Raw genomic sequence first — 14408 nt, 5'->3', positions numbered from 1 at the left:
AGGACGAAAGGGCTTTGTGGGAGTCAGGCGCGTTCATCGCACCATTTTAGGCTTCTGACGCGGGCCCAGTGCGTTCGGGGCTAAGCCTGCCGGGTGCGACTGGGAGCAGCGCACTGCTCACACACCATGCCCGCCAGCCGGTGTAGCGCCTGCCAGCCGTCAGCCGGCCAGTCGGGTTGCTTCAGGCCCTTGACGATGCCGTCGACCTTGTGGGCGGCGTGCAAGAGGTTGGCCAGGGTGGTGTCGCCGATTTGGGGCAGCACGCGTTCGAACAATTTCTCTTTGATGCCCCACACGCGGTTTTCGCGCAGCGCCATGGGCATGGGTCGGCCTGCACTGATCGCATCTTTGACGCGCTTCATGCTGCGGATGTCTTCGGCCAGCGCCCAGTGCACCAGCACTTCGGACTCGCCTTCGGACTGCAGGCCGTCGAGCATGCGCGCCACGCGCACCGACTGGCCGCCCAGCACGGCTTCAGAGAGCTTGAAGACGTCATAACGCGCCACATTGAGCACGGCGTTTTCGACCTGGTCGAATGTGAGGATGCCGTCGCTGCTGCCCCCGGTAGATGACTGCGCCTGGTACAGCAGGCCCAGCTTCTGGATTTCCTGGTGCGCGGCCAAGAGGTTGCCCTCGACCCGGTCGGCAAAAAACTGCAGCGTGCGCTGGCCTTCTTCACCGGCGGCCACGCGCTGGCCCTGCTGCTGCAGGCGCTGGGCAATCCACTGCGGCAGGCTGCGGCGGTCTATGGGGTCGAACTTGACGGTGACGCCGAAGCTCTCAAGCGCGCCGAACCACGCGCCTTTGGCCGTCATGCTGTCCAGGCGCGGCAGCATGACCAATGTGAGGGTGGAGTCGTCGCCTTGTGCGCGCTCGGCAATCTGCTGCAGCGCGACGGAGCCGTCCTTGCCGGGCTTGCCGCTGGGGATGCGGATCTCGACGATTTGTTTGTCGGCAAACAGGCTGAGCGAACCGCCGCTGGCCAGCACCTCGCTCCAGTCGAAATGCGCGCCGGCCACGGTGTGCACCGTGCGTTCGGTGTAGCCCTGCTCGCGCGCCGCGGCGCGCAGCGCGTCCGCAAACTCCTGCACCAGCAGGGGCTCGTCGCCGTGCAGGGTGTACAGGCTTTTTAAACCGCGCTTAAGGTGTTCCTGGAGTTGGGCGGGGGCCAGATTCATGAGGGGGAGTTTAGTAGCTCAGAGTTTGGTAGTCGACAGCAGCAAACTGGTCTCGGTATTGGCAATGCCTTCCAGCAGGCGGACGCGGCTCAGCACGCGGTCAAAGGCTTCCAGGCTGTCGGCCTGCAGCTCGGCCACCATGTCCCAGCGGCCGTTGGTGGTGTGCAGGGCGCTCACGGCCGGGTCGCCGCGCAGGGCGGCCAGCACGGCGTCGGTGCGGTTGCCTTCGACGGCCACCGTCATAAAGGCCCGGATGCGGTGGCCCTCGGCCTGGGGTTTGAGGCGCACGGTGTAGCCGGTGATGGTGCCGTCGGCCTCCAGCCTGGCCAGGCGGTTTTGCACCGTGCCGCGCGAGACGCGCAAGACCTTGGCGATGGAGGCGACCGAGGCCCGGGCGTCGTCCCGCAGCAGGGAAAGCAATTGGCGGTCGGTGTCGTCCATGCGCCCATTTTATTGGCGAAACGCTAATTCAGGCTGGCTATTTGCTCAAACAATACATGAATTTGATCAACTTACTGTCTTTTCTTTAGCGCGCCGCCTGCAGACAATGGAAATCAACATCAGACCCCGGGAGCCCCATCATGGTTGACTACATTGGCATTGAGAGCATTCAGAAAATCGTGCGCCAACGCGGCGCGGCCGCCTTTATCGAAGGCCTGGCCGGCGAGATCGAGCACGACTACCGGCGCTGGAACGACTTTGACAAGTCGGCGCGCCACGCCATCCATTCGCCCGACGGCGTGATCGAACTTATGCCCACCAGCGACGGCCACCAGTACTCCTTCAAGTACGTCAACGGCCACCCGAAGAACACCGAGCTGGGTTTGCTGACGGTCACCGCCTTCGGCGTGCTGGCCGATGTAGACACCGGCTACCCTCTGCTGCTGTCCGAGCTCACCATCACCACCGCGCTGCGCACGGCCGCCATGTCGGCGCTGGCCGCGAAATGGATGGCGCGCCCCGGCAGCCGTGTGATGGCCATCATCGGCAACGGCGCGCAAAGCGAATTCCAGGCGATCGCCTTTCACCACATGCTGGGCATACGCGAGATGCGCCTGTTTGACATCGACGCGGCCGCCAGCGATAAACTGGCCCGTAACCTGCATGCCATGGGGCTGCAGGGCCTGAGCGTGACGATTTGCCAGTCCGCGGCTGAAGCCGTGCAAGGAGCCGACATCGTGACCACCATCACCGCCGACAAACGCAATGCCGTCATCCTCACGCCGGAGATGATCCGGCCCGGCATGCACCTGAACGCCGTCGGCGGCGACTGCCCCGGCAAGACGGAGTTGCACGCCGACATCCTGCTGCGCCAGGATGCGCGCGTGGTGGTCGAGTTTGAGCCGCAGTCGCGCATCGAAGGTGAGATTCAGCAAATGCCCGAAGACTTCAAGGTGGCCGAATTTGCCGACGTGCTCAAGGGCACGGCCCAAGGGCGCGCATCGCCCGCAGAAGTCACGATTTTTGATTCGGTCGGTTTCGCGCTGGAAGACTATTCGGCCCTGCGCTATTTGCACAAGCTGCAGCTGGCCGACGAGGCCAACCGCCGCCAGATCGACCTGGTGCCGCACCTGGACAACCCGAAGAACCTGTTCGGCCTCCTCGCACCCGCTGCCGCCACCCCGGCCGCCAGGGCTTCCCGCATGTCCCCCCTCCCTGAAATGGCACCTTGATGACCAACACTGTCGCCCTGATTGGCGCCCCTACCGACATCGGCGCGGGCAGCCGCGGCGCCTCCATGGGCCCCGAAGCCCTGCGCGTGGCCGGCATCCGCGAGGCGCTGCACGGCCGCGGGCTGCAGGTGGTCGACACCGGCAACCTGGCCGGCCCCACCAACCCCTGGCTGCCGCCCGACGAAGGCTACCGGCACCTGGATGAGGTGGTCGCCTGGAACAAGTCGGTGCACGAGGCGATGTACCAGAGCCTGGCGGCCGGCCACATGCCCATTCTGCTGGGCGGTGACCACTGCCTGGGGATCGGCTCGATCAGCGCGGTGGCGCGCCACTGCCGTGACACCGGCAAAACCCTGCGCGTGCTCTGGCTGGACGCGCACACCGATTTCAACACCAACACGCTCACACCCACCGGCAATGTGCACGGCATGCCCGTGGCCGTGCTGTGCGGCCACGGCCCGGCCGAACTCACTGGCATCGGCGGCCAGGTGCCCGCGATGAGCCCTAAAGCGATACGGCAAATCGGCATCCGCAGCGTGGACGAAGGCGAAAAACGTTTTGTGCGGCAAGAAGGCCTGGAGGTCTTCGACATGCGCTACATCGACGAAATGGGCATGCGCCACACCATGGAAAAAGCGCTCTCAGGCATGGACGCCAACACGCACCTGCACGTGAGCTTTGACGTGGATTTCCTGGATCCGTCCATCGCGCCCGGCGTGGACACGGCGATCAAGGGCGGCCCCACTTACCGCGAGGCACAACTGTGCATGGAGATGATTGCCGACACCGGCCTCCTGGGCTCACTCGATGTGATGGAACTCAACCCCGCGCTGGATGTGCGCAACGGCACGGCGGAAGTGGCGGTGGATTTGATTGAGAGCCTGTTCGGCAAGAGCACGCTGATGCGGGCTTGAGGCCTGACGGCTTGACGGCTTGAGGGTTTGAATCGGTCAAACCCTGTTTACTATCAAAACGATAGCTAGATACCAATAGCCCGCTTGGGCTAGAGCCACTTTTTATTCATAATCCGGCCCGCGGCCGGGATCAGGCCTAGAGCTCCGTCACCGCCGCCAGCCGGCGCATGATCTGCTGGACGATGTCGTTTTGCATGTCGCGGTAGAGCAGGGCTTCTTCCGCTTCCTTGGCCAGCACGGCGGATTCGTTAAAGCTGATGTCGCGCTGCTGCAGGATTTCGCTGTCGGGAATCAGCTCCTTGCCCGCCAGGGTGCGCAGCTTGAACCGGAAGCGCAGCCGCAGCTGGAATTCACGCACCTGGCCCGCGGCGTTGGTGCTGAGCACAACCTTCTCCCGCTGGTCGCTCAGCACGTCGAGGACCACCTGCGCTTCGTTGAGCCGGCGCGCATCGTTGATCACCTCCACCTTGCCGGTGGACTGCAGCGAGCGCCGCAACTCCACGCCCAACGTCGAACTGGACATGTTGGTGTACAGCTTGGTGAAGGCGAAGTCGGGCGCCTTGCGCAGGGCAAAGCCGCAGCCGGCCAGGCTGAGGGCGGCGGCGGTGGCCGACAGGGAGAGGAATGCGCGACGCTGCATGGGGCTTGCCTTCTCTTGTGTGAAGCGATTGTCAGATCACGATGTTGACCAGCCGGCCCGGCACCACGATCACCTTTTTGGCGGGCGCGCCGGCGGCCTGCTTGACGAAAGCCTCGGACGCCAGCGCGGCCGCTTCAATCACCGCCTTGTCGGCGCCGGCCGGCACCGTGACGGCGCCGCGCAGCTTGCCGTTGATCTGCAGCACGAGTTCGATCTCGTCCTGCTGCAGCGCGGCGGCATCGACTTCGGGCCAGGGCGCGTCGAGCAACTCGCCGTGCTGCGCCGCGTAGCCCAGCTGCGACCACAGCGCGTGCGCCAGGTGCGGCGTGGCCGGGTAGAGGCAGCGCAGCAGGATGCTGAAGCCTTCGCGCAAGGCGGCGTTGGCCCCGGCAGACGCAGCGCCTTTAAAGTCTTCCATCGCGTTGAGCAGCTTCATGTTGCCCGACACCACGGTGTTGTATTGCATGCGCTGATAGTCGTACTCGATCTGCTTGAGCACCGTGTGGATTTCCAGGCGCAGCGCTTTCGTTTCTTTGTCAAAAGAGGCTGCAGACAAGGCACCGCCTTGGTCTTCAGCTCCTGAATTGATAGCATGAAGCTTGACGCCGAAGTTCCAGACGCGGCGCAGGAAACGGTACGAGCCTTCCAGCGCGGCGTCGTTCCACTCGAGTGTGGTGTCGGGCGGCGCGGTGAACATGGTGTAGAGCCGCGCGGTGTCCGCGCCGTACTTTTCGATCAGGTCCTGCGGGTCGACGCCGTTGTTCTTGGACTTGGACATCGTCGTCCAGCCCTCGTAAGGCACCGGCAGGCCGTCGGCCTTGGCGGTGGCCGAGATCACCTTGGCGTGCTCGTCGCGCACGATGTCGAGCTCATGCGCCCAGAAGTACTGCTTGCCCGTGGTGACGCGCGAGAAAGCCTCGTTGAGCACCATGCCCTGCGTGAGCAGCTTGGTGAAAGGTTCGTCGACCTTCACCAGGCCGAGGTCGCGCATCACCTTGGTCCAGAAGCGCGCGTACAGCAAATGCAGGATGGCGTGCTCGATGCCGCCGATGTACTGGTCCATCGGCATCCAGTAGTTGGCGCCCTCGGCCACCATCTTCTCGTCGTTCTTCGGGTCGCAGTAGCGCATGAAGTACCAGGACGAGTCGACAAAGGTGTCCATGGTGTCGGTCTCGCGGCGGCCGGGTTTGCCGCACACGGGGCAGACCACGCCGGCGTGAAAGCCCGCGTGTTTATGCAGCGGGTTGCCAGAGCCGTCGGGCACGCAGTCCTGCGGCAGCACCACGGGCAGGTCTTTTTCAGGCACCGGCACGGCACCGTGCTCTTCGCAGTGGATGATGGGGATCGGCGTGCCCCAGTAGCGCTGGCGGCTCACGCCCCAATCGCGCAGGCGCCAGGTGGTTTTTTTCTCGCCCAGGCCTTTGGCGGCGAGGTCGGCGGCGACGGCGTCGACCGCGGCCTTGAAGCCCAGGCCGTTGTACTTGCCGGAGTTGATCGTCACGCCCTGCTGCTTGTCGCCGTACCAGTCGGCCCAGGCGGCGAGGCTGTAGGCCTGGCCCTTGACGTCGACCACCTGTTTGATCGGCAGCTTGTATTTCTGGGCGAACTCGAAGTCGCGCTCGTCATGCGCGGGCACACCCATCACGGCGCCGTCGCCGTAGCTCATCAGCACATAGTTGCCGACCCAGACTTCGACCTTGTCGCCGGTGAGCGGATGCGCGACGAAGAGGCCCGTGGGCACGCCTTTTTTCTCTTGCGTGGCGAGTTCGGCTTCGGTCGTGCCGCCGGCTTTGCTTTCTTCGATAAAGGCGGCGATTTTGGGGTTGGATGCGGCGGCGTGTTGCGCCAGCGGGTGCTCGGGCGCCACGGCGCAGAAGGTCACGCCCATGATGGTGTCGGCGCGCGTGGTGAAGACATACATCTTCCCGTCGCCGATCAGCTTGCCGGCGGCATCCGCGATGTCGTGCGTGAAGGCAAAGCGCACGCCTTCGCTCTTGCCGATCCAGTTTTCCTGCATCAGCTTGACGCGCTCGGGCCAGCCGGGCAGCTTGTTGCTGACGCTGTCGAGCAGTTCGTCGGCGTACTGGGTGATCTTGAGGTAGTAGCCGGGGATCTCGCGCTTTTCCACCACGGCGCCGGTGCGCCAGCCCTTGCCGTCGATCACCTGCTCATTGGCCAGCACGGTCTGGTCGACCGGGTCCCAGTTCACGACCTGCGTCTTGCGGTAGGCAATGCCTTTTTCCAGCATCTTCAAAAAGAGCCACTGGTTCCACTTGTAGTAGCTCGCGTCGCAGGTGGCGACTTCCCGGCTCCAGTCGATGGCCAGTCCCATCGCCTGCATCTGCTTTTTCATGTAGGCGATGTTGTCGTAGGTCCACTTCGCCGGCGGCACGCCGTTTTTCATCGCGGCGTTTTCGGCCGGCAGGCCGAAGGCGTCCCAGCCCATGGGCATCAGGACGTTGTAGCCCTTCATGCGCAGGTGGCGCGTGAGCATGTCGTTGATGGTGTAGTTGCGCACATGGCCCATGTGCAGCTTGCCGCTGGGGTAGGGCAGCATCGAGCAGGCGTAGTACTTCTTGCGGCTGGCGTCTTCCGTCACGCGGTAGGCGTCGGCTGCGGTCCAGTGGGCTTGAGCGTCGCGCTCAACGTCGAGGTGGTTGTATTTGTCTTGCATGGGGAACCGGGAAGGCGAAAAACTGGAAAAGCGAAGAACGGAAAAGCGGAAATCGAAAGCGGCCAAAAGGGCCGGGAAGCGGTGAAGAGGCTGGCAGCGCGGGCCGCACGGCCTTGCCGCCGCGAATCCCCGATTTTAGGGGCTGGGGCGCGCCGGGCGGATTAGCGGGTTACCGCCGCGCCGGGCGCCGCAGCCGGCCCGGGGTCGGCCACAAAGCCGATGCGGTTGAGGCCGGCCTTTTGCGCCACGCCCATCACCTGCACCACCTTGCCGTAGGCCACGCCTTCATCGGCCCGCAACTGGACTTCAGTCTCGGGGTTCTGGCGGGCGGTTTCGGCCAGCCGCTGCGCCAGCTCGTCAAGGCCGAGGGGCCGGTCGTTCAGGAAGGCCTGGCCGGTTTTGTCGACCACCAGGGTGACGAACTTCGGCGTGTCGGCCGGCTGGGCGGCATCGGTTTTGGGCAGGCTGAGCGGGATGGTGCTGGCCAGCAAAGGCGCGGTGATGATGAAAATCACCACCAGCACCAGCATCACGTCGACCAGCGGCGTGACGTTGATGTCGCTCATGGGCTGCGGGCCCTGGGTGCGTTCAAGACGTCCGAAAGCCATTACAGGGAAACCGGTGAGCGGTCACCAGCCGGAGAATTTTCCGACGGGCCGCCCCCAGGAAAATTAGCCCCCTCGGGGGGCAGCGTAGTACGCGAAGCGACAAGCGTGGGGGCCGCGGATGCGAGCAGCTCGCGCAGATCGCGGGCAAAGCCTTCGAGGTCGGCTTCGATGCGGCCGATGTAGCGCCCGAAAACGTTGTACGCCAGCACGGCGGGGATGGCCACCGCCAGGCCGGCCGCCGTCATGATGAGGGCCTCACCGACGGGGCCGGAGACCTTGTCGATGGTGATCTGGCCCGCCGAAGCGATGCCGACCAGTGCGTGGTAAATGCCCCAGACGGTGCCCAGCAGGCCCACAAAGGGCGCGGTGGAGCCGACGGTGGCCAGCAGCACCTGGCCGAACTGCAGCTTGTTCAGGACACGGTGCAGGGCGTCGCGCAGGACGCGGGTGAGTTGCTGGGATTTGTCGCCGGCCGAGGCCAGCGTGCCGCCGGCTTGTATGTCTGTGGCGGCAATCAGCGGCAGCACCAGCGCTTCGCGGTCGAAGGCGGCGACTTTCTCGCGGGCCTGCTCCACCGAGGCCGATTGCCAGAAAGCGGCGGTGCTGCGGGCCACGTCGCCGCTGGCGCGGTGCAGCAACCAGGCTTTCCAGAGGATCACGACCCAGCTTGCCACCGACATGGCCAGCAGCAGCAAGGCCACCAGCACGCTGACGGCGCCGCCCTGGGTCATCAGGCTCAGGAAGTCCATGAGGGTCAGTCCCGCGCAGCCGCCGTGACCTGCGCCGGGTTCATTTTTTCAGGCCCAGTACGTCAAACATGTCGAAAAGGCCGGTGGCATGGGCGTCCAGGAAACGGGCTGCGCGCAGGCTGCCCTGGGCGTAATTGCTGCGGCTCGACGATTTGTGGCTGATCTCGATGCGCTCGCCGGTGCCCAGGAACATGACCGTGTGGTCGCCAACGACATCGCCGCCGCGCACGGCGGAAAAGCCGATGGACAGCGGGTCGCGCTCGCCCGTCACACCCTCGCGGGCATACACGCCGCAGTCCTTCAGGTCGCGGCCCAGCGCCTGGGCAATCACCTCGCCCATCTTGAGCGCGGTGCCCGAAGGCGCATCGACCTTGTGGCGGTGGTGCGCTTCGACGATTTCAATGTCGTAGCCAGTGGACAGGGCCTGCGCCGCCATCTCGAGCAGCTTGAGCGTGACGTTGACGCCCACGCTCATGTTGGGCGCCATGACGATGGCGATGTCTTTGGCGGCAGCCGCGATGTCGGCCTTCTGCGCATCGGAAAAGCCGGTGGTGCCGATGACCAGCTTGACGCCCAGCTCGCGGCAGGCGGCCAGGTGGGCCAGCGTGCCTTCGGGTCGGGTGAAGTCGATCAGTACGGCGGAATTTTTCAGGCCCTGGCGGATGTCGGCGCTGATCAGGACGCCGCTGGCGCGCCCCGTGAAGGCGGCGGCGTCAAGGCCGATGGAGGGGCTGGCGGCGATATCGAGTGCGCCTGTCAGCTGGCAGTCGGGGCTGGCGCTGATTGCGTCAATCAGCATCTGGCCCATGCGGCCGCTGGCGCCCGCCACGGCGACCCGGTGGTGGCGGGCCTGGGTGGCTGGGGCAGTCTGGTGGGTGCCCGCCCCGCTCACTGCTTCGGGCTCTCGAGTGGCGGGTAGGAGGCGGTCGGCGCGCCGGCCGGCGTGCTGGCGGACGCAGGGGCGGCCGCCGTATCGGATTTGGGTTTGCCGGCCGCCTTGGTCAGCTGCTCTTCAGTGGCTTGCAGCACGGGCACGTCGCCCAGCTTGCGCTTGTTGCCCAGTTTGGTGATGAAGTCGATTTCGCTGGGCATTTCATCGCCCGAAAACCGCTCGAGCTGGTCGCCCTTGAAAAACACGGTGTATTTGTAAGACTGGGGCTCCACACCTTGACGCTTCAGGGTGAAAACGTAATCCCAGCGGTCGGCATGGAAGAGGCTGGCCATCAGCGGGGTGCCCAGTGTCGCCTTGACCTGGTCGCGGCTCATGCCGGGACGCAGCTGTTCGACCTGCTCCTTCGACACAAAATTGCCCTGGATGACGTCGATCTTGTAGGGGGTGATCCAGTTGACCGGATTGGCCGCGCTGTCACTCATGCCCCGCAAGCTGCTGCAGGAGGCCAGCAACGCGCAAGCCGCGAGCAGGAAAGCGGTTTGGGCGCTGTAACGATGATTTGCAGGCATGGCTGACATAGTAAGGGGGTGTAGCGATATGATTGTTCATTGTAGCGGCTGGGGGTCCCCGGCCGGCACCTGCCCCGCAGGGCCGCACCGCCGCTTTACACCGGTCCCGCACCGGCCCTGCACCGGCCTTGCACCGTTTACCCAGAGAGTTTTCCCATGAGCAACATTGACGAGCTGAAAAACACGGGTTTGAAGGCCACGCTGCCTCGCCTGAAGATCCTGGAAATTTTCCAGGGGGGCAAACAGCGCCACATGACGGCTGAAGATGTCTTTCGCGTGCTGCTGGAAGAGCGCTCGGATATCGGCCTGGCGACGGTGTACCGGGTGCTGACCCAGTTCGAGCAGGCCGGCCTGCTCAACCGCAGCAATTTCGAGTCGGGCAAGGCCGTCTACGAGATCAACGAAGGCCAGCACCACGACCACCTGGTGTGCCTGGATTGCGGCAAGGTCGAGGAGTTCTACGACGCCGAGATTGAAAAACGCCAGCAGTCGGTCGCCAAATCCAAGGGCTTCACCATCGCCGACCATTCGCTGTCAATCTACGCCAACTGCACCAAAGACAAATGCCCGAACCGCAACGGCACACCGGTGCGGCATCACCACAACTGAGTTTTGAGCATAAAGGGCCTCCAGCCCTTTATTTTCGCGCACCGACAGCTATTAATTTGATAGCAACTACCCGTTCACGGCGTAGAAGGCGTGAAGAAACCGTAGCAAGCGGTCCGAGGTTGCATCGAGGACCGGAGCCGTACATGCGTACGGTGAGGACCGCAGGTGCAAGATCGGGTCGCGCAGCAGGTTTATTCGCACCTTCTAGTCGTCTTGTTCCATCGCCTTGCGATGCCGTTCCACGAACTCCTGGTAGGTGTTGATGCCGCGCAGCTGCAAGATCGCATTGCGCACGGCGGCCTCGACCAGCACGGCGATGTTGCGGCCGGCCTCCACCTGGATGATGACCTTGCGCACCGGGATGCCCAGCACGTCCTGCGTCAGCGGCTCGTAGGGGATGCGTTCGTAGTCGCGCTCCAGCGTCTCGCGCCGCACCAGGTGCACGATCATCTTCAGGCGCATCTTGCGGCGCACCGCCGTCTCGCCAAAAATCGCCTTGATGTCGAGCAGGCCGATGCCGCGCACCTCCAGCAGGTTTTGCAGCAGCTCCGGGCAGCGCCCTTCGATGGTGGTCTGGTTGATGCGGTAAAGATCCACCGCGTCGTCGGCCACCAGGCCGTGCCCGCGTGAAATCAGCTCCAGCCCCAGCTCGCTTTTGCCCAGGCCCGACTCGCCGGTGATCATCACGCCCAGGCCCAGGATGTCCATGAACACGCCGTGCATCGAGGTGCGGTCGGCAAAATGCTTGGACAGGTAGGCCCGCAGCACGTCAATGACGAAGGCGGCCGATTCGGGCGTGGAGAACATCGGCAACTGTGCGCGTTCGCACATCGACAGCAGCGTGTCGGGCGCCACCTGGCCGTCGGCCACGATCAGCACCGGCGGCTCCAGCGTGATGATGCGCGAGATGCGGCGGGCGCAGTCCTCGGGGCTGGCGTTGGTCAGGTAGGCGACTTCGCGCTCACCCAGGATCTGCACGCGGTAGGGATGGATGTAGTTGAGGTAACCGACCAGGTCGGCACCGGAGCGGGCGGCCCGCACGGCAACTTCGTCAAAGCGCCTTTCGGAAGCACCCAGGCCGGCGATCCATTCCCATTTCAGGGCGGCGCGGTGGTCTTCAAATAAAACGTCGGCGCTGACAACGGTGGGCTTCATGCCGGCCGCGAACTCAAGAGCTGACTTCGTGGACGGAGTGCCAGGAAGCGATCAGGTTGTGCAGTCCAGCGGCGTCGGTGCTGGTCTTGAGTTGCTCGCGCAGGGTGCTGTCGCTGAGCAGTTCGGCGATCTCGGAGAGGATTTCGAGGTGTTTTTGCGTGGCGGCTTCAGGCACCAGCAAAAAGATCAGCAAGGCCACGGCCTGCTCGTCCGGTGCATCAAAGCCGATGGGCGCCTGCAGCAGGAAAACCGCCGCCATCGGGGCTTTGAGGCCCTTGATGCGGCCGTGCGGAATCGCCACGCCGTGGCCCAGGCCTGTGGAGCCCAGGCGTTCGCGGGCGAACAGGCTGTCGGTGATCAACGCGCGGTTCAAACCATGCTGGTTTTCAAACAGCAGGCCGGCTTCTTCAAAAGCGCGTTTTTTGCTGGTCGCTTCAACACTGACCAGCACTTGGGAGGGGGGCAAAATTTGCGAAAGACGGTTCATAACAATCTTTGAGTCGCCGAATTATGCACTTTGCAGCGGGTTTGCCGGAAAAAGAGGCATAAAAAAGCCGCTTGACGTCACAAGCGGCTTTTGCCAACTTTTCTGGCGCCTGCCCGGCAACCCTCAACCCAGGGGGCGCAATGGCCCGGAGCGGGATTTCCGGCCGGCCAGTGTGGGGTGCGAAGCAGAAAGCCGAGTGGCCGGTCAGGCCTGGCGCTTGGCGGCAATGTGGTGGTGATCCTGGGTTTTGGTTTTGTAACGTCCGACCTGGCGATCCAGCTTGTCGGTCAACTCGTCTACGGCGGCATACAGATCAGCGTGGGAACTCTCGGCAAACAGGTCGCGGCCCTTGACATGCACATTGCACTCAGCCCGCTGGCGTCTTTCCTTTTCTTTCATGTTGTCCACTGTCAACAGGACTTTTACATCCACTACCTGGTCAAAGTGCCGGGTAATCCGATCCAGCTTGCTTGTCACATAGCCGCGCAGCGCGGGGGTAACTTCAAGATGGTGACCGCTGATCGTCAAGTTCATAAAGAGACTCCTTTTCCAAAGTTGGAGCTGGGTTGAAAACGCCGCCGGGCCCAAGCGGGCGGGGCAGCAGACGGGGACACTCTCTTGGATTCACTATGCGCCCGATACCCTGCAATTGCAACCTTGCGCCGCAATAAATAGTGAAACCTTATGAAAAACTCCTTGACCCTGCGCCGTCCCGCGCAAACCCGGTCAAGTGCCCGGTGCGGCAGGCAGCGGCAAGCCTTTGATTTCCCTTGGTTTTTTGTGATGCACGGTGCGCACTCCAGCCTGCGGGCTTGCACGAAACCCACGCCGGCGGCATCATGCTTGCACCATCACCGACCCGGCAAGCCCGAAAGCGCCATGTCCGCAGAGGCCAGAAGAATCACAACAACCCGCCATGTCGCTTGAGACGATTATTTCCTCCGCATTGACCCGGCCCGACGAAGACTGCAACGCGCTGGTGCTCATGGGCGGCGGCGCGCGCACCGCCTACCAGGCGGGCGTGCTTCACGCGCTTTCCACCATGCTCAGCCTGCAGGGCGGTGCGGCCACCACACGCTTTCCGTTCAAGATACTGGTGGGCACGTCGGCCGGCGCGCTCAATGCGGCCTTCCTTGCAAGCCGGGCGAGCGAGGGCCTGCAGGCCTTTGCGCAACTGGCCAGCTTCTGGACCACGCTGCGTTCGTCGCAGGTCTACAAGCTCAAGGTGCCGCGGTGGATACGCTCCAGCCGGATCGCGGCCGCGCTTTTCCTGTCGCAACAGGTGCGCGCGCAGCAGGCGCTTCTGGACAACACGCCACTGGTGGACACGCTGCACCGCGCGATTTCGCTCGGCCGCATCGAGCAGGCCCTGCAGGACAAAACCCTGCGCGCCCTGGCCGTCACCGCCTCCAGCTACAGCAGCGGTGTGCACTGGACGTTCTGCCAGATGGCCGCGAGCCGGCAGTCGGACCTGTGGAGCCGGCCGGGCCGGCGCGCCGAGTTCCAGCCCATCACCATCGAACATCTGATGGCCTCCAGCGCCATTCCTTTTTTGTTTCCGTCCACGCCGCTCTGGGTAGATGGGCATCCGGAATTTTTCGGCGATGGATCCATGCGCCAGAGCTCGCCGCTCTCGCCCGCTCTGCACCTGGGCGCCGGCAAGGTATTGGTGATCGGCGTCGGCCAGCCCGAGCGCGCCAGCTTTGCCGGCGGCAACGGCGCCAGTGTCAGCGGCCGGCCCACGCTGGGCGCGATTGCCGGCCATGCCATGGCCAGCGTTTTTCAGGACACCCTGCAGGCCGACGTGGAGCAGGCGCAGCGCGTGAGCAAGACCGTGCGCCAGATGCCGCGCGAGATCGCCGCGGTCATGCCTTACCGTCCGGTGGACATCCTGGCGATCGCACCGTCGCAGTCGCTGGACGCGCTCGCGCAGGCCCATGCCACCGAGCTGCCGGCCGGCACCTACAACGCGCTGGCGGGCCTGGGCGCACTTGGCGCCAAGGGCAGCCCCGGCGGCGCCGCGCTGGCCAGCTACCTGTTGTTCGAGCCCGGATTTGTGAAGGCGCTCATGGCGCTGGGCGAGCACGATGCCTATGCCCGCAAGGACGAACTCATCGCCTTCTTTACGTAGGCCGCGCGGTAGATAAACATGGCCTGAAATGCCATAATCGCCGCTGATTCAATAACGGAGACATCCTTGGAAAGCAGCCCTAGTCGCTAGCTTTCAACACCGCAGACTGGCGAGCGGCCCCGCAAGGCC

Annotated in this window: 15 protein-coding genes; 4 read left to right on the top strand and 11 right to left on the bottom strand. The window is 64.2% G+C overall.

The genetic code is table 11. The annotated features are described in order from the left end of the window. Window positions 1-80: 80 nt before the first annotated feature. Both holA and DT070_RS08185 read right to left on the bottom strand, forming a co-directional pair. Complete coding sequence (gene holA, locus DT070_RS08190) at window positions 81-1178, bottom strand: DNA polymerase III subunit delta (protein ID WP_122954948.1); 1098 nt, start codon at window positions 1176-1178, stop codon at window positions 81-83. Between the two features lie 18 nt (window positions 1179-1196). Next, entirely contained in the window at window positions 1197-1619 is a 423-nt protein-coding gene (locus DT070_RS08185; protein ID WP_122954947.1) for an Lrp/AsnC family transcriptional regulator, read from the bottom strand. A gap of 140 nt (window positions 1620-1759) precedes the next feature. Here DT070_RS08185 and DT070_RS08180 point away from each other — a divergent pair, with 140 nt between their 5' ends. Continuing rightward, window positions 1760-2851 (top strand): ornithine cyclodeaminase, encoded by a 1092-nt coding sequence (locus DT070_RS08180; protein WP_122954946.1) that lies wholly within the window; start codon window positions 1760-1762, stop codon window positions 2849-2851. Further along, window positions 2851-3765 carry an arginase gene (gene rocF / locus DT070_RS08175; protein WP_122954945.1) on the top strand — a complete coding sequence of 305 codons (915 nt, stop codon included), beginning with the start codon at window positions 2851-2853 and terminating at the stop codon, window positions 3763-3765. Before DT070_RS08180 ends, rocF begins: the two co-directional genes overlap by 1 nt. A gap of 136 nt (window positions 3766-3901) precedes the next feature. On the opposite strand, the gene lptE is transcribed toward rocF, so the two are convergent. From lptE to DT070_RS08140, 6 genes are all read right to left on the bottom strand, one after another. Then, window positions 3902-4405 carry an LPS assembly lipoprotein LptE gene (lptE, locus tag DT070_RS08170; protein ID WP_122954944.1) on the bottom strand — a complete coding sequence of 168 codons (504 nt, stop codon included), beginning with the start codon at window positions 4403-4405 and terminating at the stop codon, window positions 3902-3904. 31 nt (window positions 4406-4436) lie between these two features. After that, entirely contained in the window at window positions 4437-7079 is a 2643-nt protein-coding gene (leuS, locus tag DT070_RS08165) for a leucine--tRNA ligase (RefSeq protein WP_122957320.1), read from the bottom strand. Between the two features lie 161 nt (window positions 7080-7240). After that, the gene (locus DT070_RS08160; protein WP_122954943.1) at window positions 7241-7687 is read right to left on the bottom strand and encodes a biopolymer transporter ExbD; all 447 of its coding nucleotides are present in this window, start codon (window positions 7685-7687) and stop codon (window positions 7241-7243) included. Further along, complete coding sequence (locus tag DT070_RS08150; RefSeq protein ID WP_228778543.1) at window positions 7687-8436, bottom strand: MotA/TolQ/ExbB proton channel family protein; 750 nt, start codon at window positions 8434-8436, stop codon at window positions 7687-7689. Before DT070_RS08150 ends, DT070_RS08160 begins: the two co-directional genes overlap by 1 nt. Before the next feature lie 40 nt (window positions 8437-8476). Next, a complete protein-coding gene (dapB, locus tag DT070_RS08145) occupies window positions 8477-9328 on the bottom strand; it encodes a 4-hydroxy-tetrahydrodipicolinate reductase (RefSeq protein ID WP_122954942.1) in 852 nt (283 codons plus the stop codon). Continuing rightward, on the bottom strand, window positions 9325-9897 hold the full coding sequence (locus DT070_RS08140) for an outer membrane protein assembly factor BamE (protein ID WP_122957319.1): 573 nt from the start codon (window positions 9895-9897) through the stop codon (window positions 9325-9327). The genes dapB and DT070_RS08140 overlap by 4 nt, the downstream gene beginning before the upstream one ends. A gap of 156 nt (window positions 9898-10053) precedes the next feature. On the opposite strand from DT070_RS08140, the gene fur reads away from it, so the two are divergent. Then, window positions 10054-10506, top strand: a complete 453-nt coding sequence (gene fur / locus DT070_RS08135; protein ID WP_122954941.1) for a ferric iron uptake transcriptional regulator — start codon at window positions 10054-10056, stop codon at window positions 10504-10506. 204 nt (window positions 10507-10710) lie between these two features. On the opposite strand, the gene hprK is transcribed toward fur, so the two are convergent. The 3 genes from hprK to hpf form a co-directional block, all read right to left on the bottom strand. Then, complete coding sequence (gene hprK / locus DT070_RS08130) at window positions 10711-11661, bottom strand: HPr(Ser) kinase/phosphatase (protein WP_122954940.1); 951 nt, start codon at window positions 11659-11661, stop codon at window positions 10711-10713. A 13-nt stretch (window positions 11662-11674) separates the two neighbouring features. Continuing rightward, a complete protein-coding gene (locus DT070_RS08125) occupies window positions 11675-12148 on the bottom strand; it encodes a PTS sugar transporter subunit IIA (RefSeq protein ID WP_122954939.1) in 474 nt (157 codons plus the stop codon). A 204-nt stretch (window positions 12149-12352) separates the two neighbouring features. Continuing rightward, on the bottom strand, window positions 12353-12682 hold the full coding sequence (gene hpf / locus DT070_RS08120; protein WP_092132342.1) for a ribosome hibernation-promoting factor, HPF/YfiA family: 330 nt from the start codon (window positions 12680-12682) through the stop codon (window positions 12353-12355). 382 nt (window positions 12683-13064) lie between these two features. On the opposite strand from hpf, the gene DT070_RS08115 reads away from it, so the two are divergent. Continuing rightward, on the top strand, window positions 13065-14279 hold the full coding sequence (locus DT070_RS08115) for a patatin-like phospholipase family protein (RefSeq protein ID WP_122954938.1): 1215 nt from the start codon (window positions 13065-13067) through the stop codon (window positions 14277-14279). Window positions 14280-14408 lie beyond the last annotated feature (129 nt).

The organism is Polaromonas sp. SP1 (assembly GCF_003711205.1).
Classification (GTDB): Bacteria; Pseudomonadota; Gammaproteobacteria; order Burkholderiales; family Burkholderiaceae_C; genus Polaromonas.
Note: the sequence above shows the minus strand (reverse complement) of the source record. Positions and strands in the feature narration are given on the sequence as shown.

What these genes read in the sequence shown, in the direction of transcription:
- DT070_RS08125 (WP_122954939.1), bottom strand. Translation starts at nt 12,148, where the DNA reads ATGAACCGTCTTTCGCAAATTTTGCCCCCCTCCCAAGTGCTGGTCAGT.
- hpf (WP_092132342.1), bottom strand. Translation starts at nt 12,682, where the DNA reads ATGAACTTGACGATCAGCGGTCACCATCTTGAAGTTACCCCCGCGCTG.
- DT070_RS08185 (WP_122954947.1), bottom strand. Translation starts at nt 1,619, where the DNA reads ATGGACGACACCGACCGCCAATTGCTTTCCCTGCTGCGGGACGACGCC.
- DT070_RS08115 (WP_122954938.1), top strand. Translation starts at nt 13,065, where the DNA reads ATGTCGCTTGAGACGATTATTTCCTCCGCATTGACCCGGCCCGACGAA.
- rocF (WP_122954945.1), top strand. Translation starts at nt 2,851, where the DNA reads ATGACCAACACTGTCGCCCTGATTGGCGCCCCTACCGACATCGGCGCG.
- DT070_RS08160 (WP_122954943.1), bottom strand. Translation starts at nt 7,687, where the DNA reads ATGGCTTTCGGACGTCTTGAACGCACCCAGGGCCCGCAGCCCATGAGC.
- holA (WP_122954948.1), bottom strand. Translation starts at nt 1,178, where the DNA reads ATGAATCTGGCCCCCGCCCAACTCCAGGAACACCTTAAGCGCGGTTTA.
- leuS (WP_122957320.1), bottom strand. Translation starts at nt 7,079, where the DNA reads ATGCAAGACAAATACAACCACCTCGACGTTGAGCGCGACGCTCAAGCC.
- DT070_RS08140 (WP_122957319.1), bottom strand. Translation starts at nt 9,897, where the DNA reads ATGCCTGCAAATCATCGTTACAGCGCCCAAACCGCTTTCCTGCTCGCG.
- DT070_RS08180 (WP_122954946.1), top strand. Translation starts at nt 1,760, where the DNA reads ATGGTTGACTACATTGGCATTGAGAGCATTCAGAAAATCGTGCGCCAA.
- lptE (WP_122954944.1), bottom strand. Translation starts at nt 4,405, where the DNA reads ATGCAGCGTCGCGCATTCCTCTCCCTGTCGGCCACCGCCGCCGCCCTC.
- hprK (WP_122954940.1), bottom strand. Translation starts at nt 11,661, where the DNA reads ATGAAGCCCACCGTTGTCAGCGCCGACGTTTTATTTGAAGACCACCGC.
- fur (WP_122954941.1), top strand. Translation starts at nt 10,054, where the DNA reads ATGAGCAACATTGACGAGCTGAAAAACACGGGTTTGAAGGCCACGCTG.
- DT070_RS08150 (WP_228778543.1), bottom strand. Translation starts at nt 8,436, where the DNA reads ATGGACTTCCTGAGCCTGATGACCCAGGGCGGCGCCGTCAGCGTGCTG.